Here is a 13134-nt window from a genome sequence, read left to right on the forward strand (position 1 = left end):
CGGGACCGGCCACCGCCGGGACGGTCCCTGCCACCCCGACCGCCACTGCCACCGCGCACACTCCCGCCCACCGTGTCGCGGCCCTTGCCCGTGCCTTCACCACTGCTCCCGCATCTGTCGCCCGCATCGTTCGTGCCCCAGCGTGCCGTGCTGCCCCATCAGTCGCCCATCCTGCTGACACCCGGGCTGTACGGGGGAGAACCCCCGTACGGCTGATGGCCCGCCGTTCAGGCCGACAGACGCAGCAGCGCCTCGTGATCCGGTGTCCCCGGCGGCGCCTGGTAGACGATCAGCCGCTGGCCTTCGCTGCGGGCCACGTCGTACGCCTCGTAGGTCAGCGACAGCCGGCCCGCCACCGGGTGGCGGTACACCTTGCGCCCGTTGGTGCGCGCCCGGACGTCGTGACGCTGCCACAGGGAAGCGAAGGCGGCGCTGCGGCCGGAGAGCTCGTCGACGAGTTCGCGGAGGTCCGGTGCGCCGGGGTGCAGCACCACGGCGGCGCGCAGGTGGGCCACCACGCCGTGGGCCACGTCCTCCCAGTCGGCGTACAGCTCCCGGGCGGAAGGGTGGAGAAAGGCGTAGCGCGCGGTGTTGCGTTCCCGCTCGGGCCAGTCATCGATGCCGGGGAAGAGGCGCAGCGCCCCCTGGTTGGCGGCCAGCAGGTCGCTGGACCGGCTCAGCACACAGGCCGGGTACGGGTGCGTGATGTCGAGCATCCGGCGTACCTCTTCCCGGACCGTGCGCGCGGCACTGCCCGTCCGCGCGTCGGTGAACGGGGCCGGCGGCCGGCCGCGGCTCAGCTCCGCGAGATGGCGGCGCTCGTCGTCGGTCAGCTTGAGCACCTGCCCGATCGCCTCCAGCACCGCCGGACTCGGCCGCTGCTGCTTGCCCTGCTCCAGGCGTCGGTAGTACTCGATGCTGACGCCGGCCAGGATCGCGACCTCCTCACGCCGCAGCCCGGCCGTACGCCGACGCCCCGCCGACGGCGGCAGACCTGCCTCCTGCGGCGCGACGCGGCCCCGCCGGCTGCGCAGGAAGTCACCCAGCTCCGTTCTGTTCCCCATCGGCACGTTGCTCACAGCGGCAGTATGCATTCACCGGGCCGGGCGAGGGGGGCCCTGCCAGGGCACCCCTCGGCAGGGCCTCCCTGCGGCCGGGCTTCCGGGGCACGCTGAACCCACCGCGGCGATCTGCGCGCGGCGGGCAGGGAACCTGACAGGGGCGACGCGGAGGCCCACGAAGAAAGGACGGTGGGCCCGGCTGTGTCCACTCAAGCCGAACTCACCCGCCGGGGACGCCATCTCGTCCTGGCGGTCTGTTGCACGAGCGTCTTCCTCAGCAACCTCAACAACACGGTGCTCAACGTGGCGCTGCCGGCGATGCAGCGTGATCTGGGCAGCCCGCTCTCGGGACTGCAATGGACCATCGACGCCTACCTGATCGTGCTGGCCGCGCTGCTGATGCTCGCCGGTTCCGCCGGGGACCGGCTCGGTCGCCGCCGCGTCTTCCGGACCGGCCTGGCCCTGTTCACCCTCGGCTCGCTCCTGTGCGGCCTCGCCCCGGGCCTGGGCTGGCTCATCGCCTTCCGCACGGTCCAGGCGGCCGGGGCCTCGATGCTCAACCCGGTGGCCATGTCCATCCTCACCAACACCTTCACCGGACCACGGGAACGCGCCCGGGCGATCGGTGTCTGGGGCGCGGTGATGGGGGTGTCAATGGCGGTGGGCCCGATGGTGGGCGGGGTGCTCGTCCAGGGCCTGGGCTGGCGGTCGATCTTCTGGCTCAACCTGCCGATCGGACTGGCCGCGTTCGTCTGCGCCGCGCGCTTCGTACCGGAATCCCGTGCGCCCCGGCCGCGCCGGATGGACCCGGTCGGACAGGCCATGGTCACGGTGCTGCTCGGCTGCCTGACGTACGCGATCATCGAGGGCCCCGGCACCGGCTGGACCGCCCCGCGCACTCTCGCCTGCGCCCTGGCCGCACCGGCCGCGCTCCTCGCGCTCGTCCGCTACGAACGGCGGCGCACCGAACCACTGGTGGACCTGCGGGTCTTCCGCAGCGCCGGGTTCAGCGGCGCCAGTGTCACAGCGGTCTGCTCCTTCTTCGTACTCGGTGGCTTCCTCTTTCTCAACACGCTCTACTTGCAGAACGTACGCGGCCTGTCGGCCATGACCGCGGGCCTGTACCTGCTGCCCATGGCGGTCATGAACATCGTCACCTCGCCGCTCTCCGGACGGCTGACAGCCACCCGCGGGCCCCGGCTGCCGCTCCTCCTGGCCGGGGCCGCCACCACCGCGGGCGGTGCCCTGCTCGCCACCGGCGGCGCTCTCACGACGGACACGCTGCTCTTCACGGCGTACGTCCTGATCGGCGTCGGTGTCGGACTGGCCAACACGCCGGTCACCGACGCGGCCATGTCCGGCCTGCCGCGGGAACAGGCCGGTGTGGCCGCGGCGATCGTTGCCACCAGCCGCCAGTTCGGGCAGGCACTGGGGGTCGCGGTGCTCGGCGCGGTGCTCACCGCCAACCTGCACCGATCCGGTACGCCGTTCACCCGGGCGGTGCTCCCGGGATATTGGATCGTCACCGGCTGTGGCCTGGCCATGGTCGTCCTCACGTTGGCCACCACACGCCGTACCGCGCCCGCCGCCGGGGCCGCCGCGCCCGCGCGGCAGCCGTCGGCTCCGGAGGTGGCCGAGGTGGCCAAGATGCCCGAACCGCGGGCTTGACGCGGGCCGGGCCCGGAACGGACGCGGTCCCTCCTCCGGTTCCGGCCGCTGCTACATCTCCTGCTCCCACCAGCCGCGCGTGTCGACGCCCGCCGCATCCGCCAGCGCCTCCAGTTCCGCGACCTCCTCGTCGGCGAGCTCGATGCCGCGGGCGCGGACCAACCCGTCGAGGTAACCCGCCTTCGTGACCCCGATGACCGGGGTGGTTCCCTTGGCGATGGCCCAGGCGGTGGCGACATCGGCGGCGGAGGCGCCCCGCTCCTTGCCGATCACCCCCATCCGGTCCGTCAGCGCCCGCAGCTGGGGCAGGATGCCGTTGTACACGGCCGCCCGGCTGCTCCCCTCCGGCAACGGATTCGCCGGGCTGTACCTGCCGCTCAGCGCTCCTTGTTCGAGGACCATGTAGGAGAAGAACCGCACGTCGTGCTCGCGGCAGTGGTCCAGGATGCCCGCGCGCTCGGAGTTCCGGTACAGGAGGCTGTAGTGATTCTGGACCGCCTCCACGCGGAAGCCGGCCTCGCCGAGGATCCGATCGGCTTGAGCGATCTCCTCCTTGTTGTGGTTCGAGACGCCGACATGCTTGATGGTGCCGCTCTTGAGCAGCGGGATCAGAGACGGCGTCCATCGCGCCACGTCGGCAGGGTTGTGGATCCAGAAGAGATCCACGTAGTCCGTACTCATGCGGTCGAGGCTCTGCCCCAGCATGTCCGCGACCGGATCGTCGCCGTCGCCCGCGAGCTGCGGGGTGAACTTCGTCGACAGTTGGTATGCGCTGCGGTCATAGTCCGACAGTGCCTTGGCGAGGACGGTCTCCGAGCGGCCCATGCCGTACGCCACCGCGGTGTCCCACAAGGTGAGCCCGTTCGACTGCGCCTTCTCCACGACCTCTCGCAGGCCGGACTCGCTCAGCTGACTGCCGAAGTAGCCGTCGCCCGCCTGGCCGCTGTCTCCCCAGGCCCAGGTGCCCAACGCCACCGGCGGCACCGTCAGCGCCTTGCTCGTCATGTCCGGTCTCCGTTTCTCCGTTGTCTGTTCCGGGAACGTGTCGGAACGTTCGCACCCCAGCAGACCGCGACCGCCGCCACCGGAGAAGGTCGCGTCTATGGGGGGTACAACCTCAACCCCCCTCGCGCCGTGGCCGGTGGCTACCATGGAGGACATGGACCAGCAGCCCGGAAACCGCGGCGAGATCCGGGACTTCCTGGTCAGCCGACGCGCCAGGATCACCCCGGCGCAGGCCGGACTGCCGACCAGTACCCGCCGCCGGGTCGCCGGGCTGCGGCGCGAGGAGGTCGCCGTCCTCGCCGGCGTGAGCACGGAGTGGTACACGCGGTTGGAGAAGGGCCACATCGGCGGCGTGTCCGAAGACGTCCTCGACGCGGTCGCTCGTGCCCTGCGGCTGGACGACGACGAACGCACCCACCTGTTCGACCTGGCCCGGTCGTCGCGGCACACGAGCCGCACGCCGTCGCGTCGCGGGGACGTCGAGGTGCCGACCCGGGTCCAGTGGCTGCTCGACTCCATGACGATGTCCTCGGCGTTCGTACGCAACGGCCGTACGGACATCGTCGCCGGCAACCCCCTGGCCCGGGTCCTGCTCGCGCCGATGTTCGACAGCGCCACCATCGACAAGCGCGGCCGCCCCAACATCGCCCGCTATGTCTTCCTCGACCCGGGCGCGCAGGACTTCTTCGCCGACTGGGGCGCCGCCGGCGTCGCCACCGCCGCCCTGCTGCGCGCCGAGGCCGGGCGCGAGCCCCGTGACCGGGCACTGCGCGAACTCGTCGGCGAGCTGTCCACCCTCAGCCCGGAGTTTCGCAGCCAGTGGGCCGCGCACGACGTCCTGATGCGCCACGACGGCGTCAAACGGCTGCGGCACCCCGACGTCGGCCACCTGGAACTGACCTTCCAGTCCCTCGGCCTGCCCCTGCCGGGCCGAGCCGTGCACGACCTGATCATCTACACCGCCGAACCCGGCACCCCGTCCGAGGACCGGCTCAAACTCCTCGCCATCTGGGCAGCCACGGAATCCCGGGCGGCACAGCCCACCCGCGATGCTCCTCGGTCCGGGCCGCTCTGATCCGTCGCGGTTCCGTCCGCCACGAGGCGACCGTTCCCGTCGCCGCCGGCCATGACCGGCTGTGAACCAGCGCACGGGAAACGCGCCCTACCGCGCGCCCGGCTTCTCGGAGGTCCGTGCCGGGATCAGTGCCTCCAGCCCGCGGTCCAGGGCGCGTACCAGGACGTCGTGGGTGTGGGGTGTGTACAGCATGCGCAGGGCCAGCCCGTCGGAGAGGGCGATCACCGCGTCGGCGATCGCCAGACAGTCCGCGGCGGGGTCGGGGCCCTGACCGTATCCGGCGGAGGCGAGCCAGTGTGCGAGGGGTCTCCCGGACCTCCCGGTCGACCCGGCGGCGTACTTGGGCGAGTGGTGCGTGGTGTGCGGCACGGACGGCGAAGACAGCTGGGCCGCTGCCTCGGCCCGGCGTTCGGCGTCCACGGGCAGGGCGGTCAGCACCAGGGCTCGAAGGGCCGCGCGCGCCGGCAGTCCGGGATCGACGGCGGCCGTCCGTGCCTCGATGCGCTCGCCCGCCATCTCGGCGGCGGGGTGATCATGTCGGCGGTCTGGGGTGTGCGGTGCCTGCGCAAGGAGGAGCTGGCCTTCTACTGGCCTGTGACGCCGTTGGGGACCTGGGCCGCGGTGCTGGTCGCCATCGCCCTGTGGCCGCGGAGTGAGGGGGAGGGCGGGGAGGGGTGAGGGGGACTGTGTGGTGCGGCCGAAAGTTGTTTCTTCGACGTTAACTTTCCCGCTTTCGGGCGGTGTTGGGGTTTGAGTGAGGCGTTGTGGGGTGCCGTGGGGTGCCGCGTGGGCTGATGTGCCGGGGGTCGGTCCGGCAGTGGGGGCGGTGGGGCACCTCCGCGTGCACCGGAAGTGCCCTTCCCGTGGGTCCGACTGCCCTTTCCGTGCGATGGAGATGCCCTTCGCGTGCGCCTGAATGGCCCTTCCCGTACGCCGGATTGCCCTCCCCGCCCCGGCCTGTCGGCGCCGCCGGGTCACGTTGCTTCCGTGGTGCCTCCCGGGGTTCCGTGGCGACCGGAATGACGTGTGCCGGGTGCGTCGGCGCAATGACTCAAATCGCATGGGACGGGCGGTCGGTTTTCGTCATGATCGTTCGGTTCGCGCCGTGGGTAACCATGTAACCGGTTTCATGTCTGCCACTCTGACCAGCGAAGGCGTCTCGCGGCGCGGTGTCGGTGGGGGTTAAACGTGACGTGAGGCACGTGGTGTTCGAATGTTGAACCTCTGTATCGTCCTTCGCGTCGGGCAGGTTATGCCCCTCCGACCCGAAATCCGCTCATTCGAACATCACACTGCCGCTCTCCCGGGGCGGCCCGCAGGCCGCACCGTCTCGTCGGCGGCCCGTACCGGCACCCCGAACCCGCGCGACCCGCCACGGCATGCGGTACCCCGCACGCCCACGGGCCGTCCGCGCCAGGGCAGCGGCGCGGTTTCCACCTGCTCCGCCGCCCGGCGGGCATCGCAAGAAGATGGGAAGGGTAGTGCCCGGTACTCCGCACCACAGCCGGCCCCTGTCGTCGGCGCAGCGTGGCATCTGGTTCGCGCAGCAGCTCGACCCGGACAGCCCCAGCTATCACACCGCCGAGTACGTGGAGATCGAGGGCCCCCTCGATCTGCCCGCGTTCGAAACCGCGGTGCGGCGGGCGGTGGCGGAGACCGACTCGCTCAACGTCCGCTTCACCGACGACGGTCAGGGGCCGCACCAGACGGTCGAACCCGTGGGCGACTGGCCGTTCCGCATACTCGACGTCGGTGCGGAGCCGGACCCGCGTGCGGCTGCCGAAGCCTGGATGCGGGCGGAGACGGCCCGGCCGGGTGGCCTGGAGGCGGGCCGGACGGTCACCTTGGCGCTGCTGCTGGCCGGGGCCGGCCGCACCTTCTTCTATCTGCGCGCCCATCACCTCGTCACCGACGGCTACATGTGCGCGCTGTTCACGCACCGGGTGGCAGAGATATACACGGCTCTGGTCACCGGGGCGCCACAGCGCGAGGACGGCAGCGGCTCGCTGGACCTGCTGCTGGCCGACGACGCCGCGTACCGGGAGTCGGAGCGCTTCGCGCGTGACCGGGACCACTGGCTGGACCGGCTGGAGGGCCGTCCCGAGCCGGTGAACCTCGCGGGCCGGACGGCCCGGGTCTCGCGGAGTTTCCTGCGGTACGGCACTCGCGTACCGGACGCGACCGCCGACGGCCTGCGGGCGTTGGCACGACGGCTGGGCGTCGGCCTGCCGGTGCCTCTGATCGCCGCCACGGCGCTCTACCTGGGCCGGATGACCGGCGCCGACGAGGTGGCTCTCGGTATTCCGGTGACCGCGCGCAACGGTGGCGGCCGGCACATCCGCGGACCGATGTCCAACGAACTGCCGCTGTGGGTCGAGGTCCGGCCCGGCATGAGCGGCCGGGATCTGGTTCGCCAAGTATCCGACGAGGCCCGGCAGTTGCTCAGGCATCAGCGGTACCGGTACGAGGACATCATCCGCGATCTCCGGTCGGTCGGCGGCGAGCGCCGCCTCTTCGGCCCGACCGTCAACATCATGTCCTTCGCCTCCGAACTGACCTTCGGCGAGGCCAAGGCGACCGCCCACAACCTGTCCATCGGGCCCGTCGCCGACCTCTCCGTCCGCGTCGACGACCGCCTGGGCGGCGGCGCGCTGCACCTCGACATCGACGCCAACCCGGCCCTGTACGACGCGGCGGAGACCGCCGCGCACCAGCAGCGCTTCCTGCGCCTGCTGGAGAGCTTCGCCACGGCCGACCCGGAACGGCCCGTCGGTCGTATCGACTTTCTGCTGCGCGGCGAGCATGCAGCGGTGCTGCCCGCGCAGCCTGCGGCGAACGGCTTCAAACAGGGTTCCAAGGCGGCGGACGGCACTGAGCCCGGCGCTCCCGGCCTCACCCTGCCGCTGCTGTTCGAGGAGCAGGCGGCGCGCACCCCCGGCGCCGTCGCCGTCGTCACCGAGAACGGCGAGCTGACCTACGCCGAACTGAACGAGCGCGCCAACCGGCTGGCCCGACTGCTGTTGAAGCGGGGAGCGGGCCCGGAGCGGCTGGTGGCCGTGGCGCTGCCGCGCTCCGCCGACCTGGTGGTGGCGCTGCTCGCGGCGGTGAAGACGGGCGCCGGGTACCTGCCGGTCGATCCTGGTCACCCGGCGGAGCGCATCGCACTCATGCTCCGTGACGCCGACCCCGTGTGCCTGGTCACGACGGGCGAACCGGCCGGCGGGACTCCGTACGGAGCGGACGGCGTGCGGGTCGTGCGGCTGGACGGCGACGCCACCGTCCGGGCCCTGGCCGACGGGCCCGGAGGCGACCTGACCGACGCCGAGCGGGCCGGGCGGCTCGATCCCGCCCATCCGGCCTACGTCATCTACACCTCCGGGTCGACCGGCACCCCCAAGGGCGTGTCGGTCCCGCACCGCAACGTGGTGCGGCTGTTCCGGCAGACCGAGGCGTGGTTCGGCTTCGGCCCCGACGACGTGTGGACGCTGTTCCACTCCTACGCCTTCGACTTCTCCGTGTGGGAACTGTGGGGAGCGCTCCTGCACGGCGGCCGCCTGGTCGTCGTCCCGCAGGACGTGAGCCGTTCGCCCGAGCGTTTCCTCGACCTGCTCGTACGCCACCGGGTGACGGTGCTCAACCAGACGCCGTCCGCCTTCTACCCGCTGATCCAGGCCGATCAGGATCACCCGGAGCTGTCCGCGCGGCTGGCCCTGCGCACGGTCGTCTTCGGCGGTGAGGCGCTGGACCCCGGCAGGCTGCGCGAATGGTACCGGCGCCACCCGGCCGACACACCGCGCCTGGTGAACATGTACGGCATCACCGAGACCACCGTGCACGTCACCCACGCCCCGCTGGACGAGCGGGACGCCGCCGCCGACCCGCCCCGCAGCGTGATCGGCGAGCCGATACCCGACCTGCGTGCCTACGTGCTCGACAACGCCTTACGGCCGGTTCCCCCGGGCGTCACCGGTGAGCTGTACGTGGCGGGCCCCGGCCTCGCCCGCGGCTACCTCGGCCGTCCCGGCCTGACGGCGGAGCGGTTCGTGGCCTGCCCGTTCGGCGCGCCGGGCATGGGGGTCCCCCCGGCCGAAGGCTGGGGGAGGATGTACCGCACCGGGGACCGGGTGCGCAGGCACGCGGACGGCCGGCTGGACCACGCGGGACGGGCGGACGACCAGGTCAAGCTGCGCGGGTTCCGTATCGAGCCGGGAGAGGTCGAGGCCGTACTGGCCCGGCACGAGACGGTGGCGCGGGCCGTGGTGCTGCTGCGCGAGGACCGGCCCGGCGACCGGCGGCTGGTGGCCTACGCGGTGCCCGCTGACGGCCCCCGCCCTGAGCCCGCCGCACTGCGTGAGTTCGCCGGGCGGCACTTGCCGGGACACCTGGTCCCGGCGGCCGTCGTCGTCCTGGACCGGCTGCCCCTGACGGCCAACGGCAAGCTGGACCGGGCCGCCCTGCCTGCTCCGGAGTACACCCCGGCCGCTGTGCGGCGCCCGGCGCGCGACGCGGCCGAGCGGGTGCTGTGCGACCTGTTCGCCGAGGTCCTCGGCGTGGATCAAGCGGGTGTCGACGACAGTTTCTTCGACCTCGGCGGGGACTCCCTGCTGGCGACCCGGCTGCTGAGCCGGATACGGACCGTCCTCGGCGCCGAACTGCCGATCCGCGTCCTGTTCGACACGCCGACCGTGGCGGGACTGGCCACGGCGGTACGGGAATCGGGCGCGGAAGCCCGGCCGGTCGTGCGGCGCGCGGAGCGGCCCGAGGCACTGCCGCTGTCGTTCGCCCAGCGGCGGCTGTGGTTCCTCAACCGGCTGGAGGGCCGCGAGGCCGGAGCCGACTACAACATGCCGTTCGTCCTGCGGCTGGAGGGCGCCCTCGACCGGGCCGCCCTGGAGGCGGCGCTCACCGACGTCGTCACCCGGCACGAGAGTCTGCGTACGGTCTTCCCCGAGGCCGACGGCGTGCCGCGGCAGGTGGTGCGCGACCCCGGTGCCGCCGCCGTCACCCTGCCGGTGCGCGACATCGGCGCGGCCGAGCTGGCGGAGGCCCTGGCGGAGGGCGCCGCCACCGGCTTCGACCTGACCACCGAACTGCCGCTGCGCGCCGCGCTGTTCGCGCTCGGCCCGGACCGGCACGTGCTGTCGCTGGTGGTGCACCACATCGCGGGCGACGCCTGGTCCATGGTGCCCCTGGGCCGCGACCTGTCCACCGCCTACGCGGCCCGCCTGCGCGGCGAGGAGCCGTCCTGGGCCCCGCTGCCGGTGACCTACGCGGACTACACGCTGTGGCAGCTGGAGCTGCTGGGGGAGGAGCGCGACGAGGACAGCCTCATCGCGCGGCAGGTGGCGTACTGGGCCCGCACACTGGCCGGGCTCCCCGACGAACTCGCTCTGCCCGCCGACCGCCCCCGCCCCGGCGTGGCGAGCCACCGTGGCGGCACCGTGCCGCTGCGCCTGGACGCAGCCCTGCACGCGCGGCTCGCGGCGCTGGCCGAGGCCCACGGGGTGACGCTGTTCATGGTCCTCCAGGCCGGGCTGGCAGCGCTGCTGACCCGGCACGGCGCGGGCACCGACATCCCCCTCGGCTCACCCGTCGCGGGACGCACCGACGACGCCCTGGACGACCTGATCGGCTGCTTCGTCAACACCGTGGTCCTGCGCACCGACACCTCCGGCGACCCGGGCTTCGGCGAACTGCTCGCCCGCGTACGGGAGACGGACCTGGCCGCCTACGCCCACCAGGACGTGCCCTTCGAGCACCTCGTGGAAGTGCTCAACCCCGCCAGGTCGCTGAGCCGGCACCCGCTGTTCCAGGTGCTGCTGACGCTCACCGGCCGGACGGCGGCGCCGGAAGCGCTGCCCGGACTGCGCGCCGAGGCCGAGCGGGTGGATTCGGGCACCGCCAAGTTCGACCTGACGTTCAACCTGACCGAGGCCGCGGACGCCGAAGGCGGCCCCGGTGGTGTCGAGGGGTACGTCGGCTACAGCGCCGACCTGTTCGAGCGGGGCACCGTCGAGGCGCTGGCGGACCGTTTCGTACGGCTGCTGGTGGCCGCGGCGGCCGATCCTGAGCTGCCGCTGGGCGCCCTGGAGATCCTCGGCGAGCCCGAACGCCACCGCCTGCTGACCGAGTGGAACGGCTCCGGAGCCGCTGCCGAGGGCGCCCTGCCCGCCGTGTCGGTGCCGGAGCTGTTCGAGCGACAGGCCGCCGCCACCCCGGAGGCCCGCGCGGTCGCCGCACCCGACGCCGAACTGTCCTACGCGCAGGCCGACGCCCGGGCCAACCGCCTGGCCCGCCTGCTGATCTCCCGGGGCATCGGCCCGGAGCGGGTGGTCGCCGTCGCGCTGCCCGGCTCCGCCGGACTCGTCGTCGCGCTGCTCGCGGTGCTCAAGACCGGCGCCGCCTACCTGCCGCTCGACCTGGCGCAGCCCGGTGCCCGTATCGCCGGACTGCTCGACGACGCCGCCCCCGCCCTGCTGTTGACGGACGGCCCGTCGGCGGCCGGGCTTCCCGAAGGCACCGCCCCCGCCCGCCTGCTGCTCGACCACCCCGACACCGTACGGGCGCTGGAGCGGCAGTCCGCGACCCGCCCGACCGACACCGAGCGGAGCGCCCCGCGGCTGCCGGACCACCCCGCGTACGTGATCTACACCTCCGGCTCCACGGGCCGCCCCAAAGGCGTGGTGGTCACCCACCGCGGCCTCGCGCACTACGTGGCCCGCGCCCGGCGCGTCTACACCGGCCTGGACGGGACGGTCCTCGTCCCCACGTCCCTGGCCTACGACCTGGCCGTCACCGGACTGTACGGAGCGCTGACCTCCGGCGGGTGCGCGGTCGTGGCCGGGCTGGACGACGACCCCTGGCTGACGGCGCTGCTGGCCCGTACCCCGGCGACGTTCATGAAGGCGACCCCGAGCCACCTGGGCCTGCTGGCCGCGCTGCCTGCCGGGTTCTCCCCGGTGCGGCAGCTCGTGCTCGGCGGTGAGGCGCTGCCCGCCGGCCCCCTTCAGGAGTGGCGCGCACGCCACCCCGAGGTGGCCGTCGTCAACCACTACGGGCCGACGGAAGCCACCGTCGGATGCCTGGACCTCCCCCTGGCCCCCGGCGGGACGACGGGCGGCGCCACCGTCCCCGTCGGCCGGCCGATGGCCGGTATGCGGGCGTACGTCCTCGACGCCGGGCTGCGTCCGGTGCCGCCGGGCGTGCCCGGGGAGCTGTACGTCGCCGGGCCGCAGCTCGCGCGCGGCTACCTCGGCCGCCCCGGCCTGACGGCGGAGCGCTTCGTGGCCTGCCCGTTCGGCGCGCCGGGGGAGCAGATGTACCGGACCGGGGACCTCGCCCGGTGGACCGCCGACGGCGTGCTGCTCTTCGCCGGCCGCGCCGACGAGCAGGTCAAGATCCGCGGCCACCGGGTCGAGCCCGGCGAGGTCGAGGCCGCGCTGGCCGGTCACCCCTCGGTGGCGCGGGCGGCGGTGACGGTACGGGAGGACCGGCCCGGCGACCAGCGGCTCGCGGCGTACGTCGTACCGGCCGACGGGGCCGGTGCGGAACCGGTGGACCCGGCGGAGCTGCGCGCGTACCTGGCGCGGCGGCTGCCCGAGCCCATGGTCCCGGCGCTGTTCACCACCCTCGGCGCGCTGCCGCTGACCCGCAACGGCAAGGTGGACCGGCGGGCTCTGCCCGCCCCCGCCCTGGCCCCGGCGAGCACCGGCCGCCCGCCGCGCAGCCCGGAGGAGGAGATCCTCTGCGGCCTGTTCGCCGAGGTGCTGGGCGTCCCCAGGGCCGGTGCCGACGACGGGTTCTTCGCCCTCGGCGGCCACTCCCTGCTCGCCACCCGCCTCGTCAGCCGGGTGCGGACCGTGCTCGGCGCCGAACTGCCCGTCCGGGCCGTGTTCGAGACGCCCACGGTGGCCGGGCTCGCGGCCCGGCTGAAGGACCGGTCCGGCCGCAGGCGCCCCCCGCTCCGGCCCTTCGCCCGGCGCCCGGAGACGGTGCCGCTGTCGTTCGCGCAGCGCCGGCTGTGGTTCCTGCACCAGCTCGAAGGGGCGAACCCCAACTACAACCTGCCCTTCGTCGTACGGCTGGAGGGCCCGCTCGACCGCGCAGCGCTCACCGCCGCGCTCGGCGACGTGGTGGCCCGGCACGAGAGCCTGCGCACCGTCTTCCCGGACAGCGGCGGCACACCGCGGCAGGCCGTCCTGGACGCCGGTCCGGCCGCCGCCTCCGTCGAGCTGCCGGTACGGCACGTCGCGGACGGGGGACGAACTCGCCGCGACCGTCGCCGCGGCGGCGACCCACCGTTTCGAGCTGACCCGTGAACTGCCG

General features: G+C 73.4%; 7 protein-coding genes. 4 read left to right on the forward strand and 3 right to left on the reverse strand.

Features of this window, described 5'->3' with window-relative positions:
* Positions 1–227 precede the first annotated feature (227 nt).
* A complete protein-coding gene (locus JXZ78_RS11325) occupies positions 228–1064 on the reverse strand; it encodes a helix-turn-helix transcriptional regulator (protein WP_238782851.1) in 837 nt (278 codons plus the stop codon).
* A gap of 198 nt (positions 1065–1262) precedes the next feature.
* Between JXZ78_RS11325 and JXZ78_RS11330 the strand changes: the two genes are divergently transcribed.
* Positions 1263–2729 (forward strand): MFS transporter, encoded by a 1467-nt coding sequence (locus JXZ78_RS11330; RefSeq protein WP_238782852.1) that lies wholly within the window; start codon positions 1263–1265, stop codon positions 2727–2729.
* A 51-nt stretch (positions 2730–2780) separates the two neighbouring features.
* Here the strand turns inward: JXZ78_RS11330 and JXZ78_RS11335 are convergent, their stop codons facing one another.
* Complete coding sequence (locus JXZ78_RS11335) at positions 2781–3734, reverse strand: aldo/keto reductase (RefSeq protein ID WP_238782853.1); 954 nt, start codon at positions 3732–3734, stop codon at positions 2781–2783.
* A 154-nt stretch (positions 3735–3888) separates the two neighbouring features.
* Here JXZ78_RS11335 and JXZ78_RS11340 point away from each other — a divergent pair, with 154 nt between their 5' ends.
* Positions 3889–4809, forward strand: a complete 921-nt coding sequence (locus tag JXZ78_RS11340; RefSeq protein ID WP_238782854.1) for a helix-turn-helix transcriptional regulator — start codon at positions 3889–3891, stop codon at positions 4807–4809.
* Positions 4810–4896: 87 nt separating this feature from the next.
* Here JXZ78_RS11340 and JXZ78_RS11345 read toward each other — a convergent pair whose 3' ends face one another.
* Positions 4897–5325 carry a TetR family transcriptional regulator C-terminal domain-containing protein gene (locus JXZ78_RS11345; RefSeq protein ID WP_238782855.1) on the reverse strand — a complete coding sequence of 143 codons (429 nt, stop codon included), beginning with the start codon at positions 5323–5325 and terminating at the stop codon, positions 4897–4899.
* An 18-nt stretch (positions 5326–5343) separates the two neighbouring features.
* Between JXZ78_RS11345 and JXZ78_RS11350 the strand changes: the two genes are divergently transcribed.
* Both JXZ78_RS11350 and JXZ78_RS40205 read left to right on the forward strand, forming a co-directional pair.
* Positions 5344–5487 carry a hypothetical protein gene (locus JXZ78_RS11350; RefSeq protein WP_238782856.1) on the forward strand — a complete coding sequence of 48 codons (144 nt, stop codon included), beginning with the start codon at positions 5344–5346 and terminating at the stop codon, positions 5485–5487.
* A 791-nt stretch (positions 5488–6278) separates the two neighbouring features.
* Complete coding sequence (locus JXZ78_RS40205) at positions 6279–13127, forward strand: non-ribosomal peptide synthetase (RefSeq protein WP_275127684.1); 6849 nt, start codon at positions 6279–6281, stop codon at positions 13125–13127.
* Positions 13128–13134 lie beyond the last annotated feature (7 nt).

The organism is Streptomyces monomycini, from assembly GCF_022271435.1.
Lineage (GTDB): Bacteria > Actinomycetota > Actinomycetes > Streptomycetales > Streptomycetaceae > Streptomyces > Streptomyces monomycini.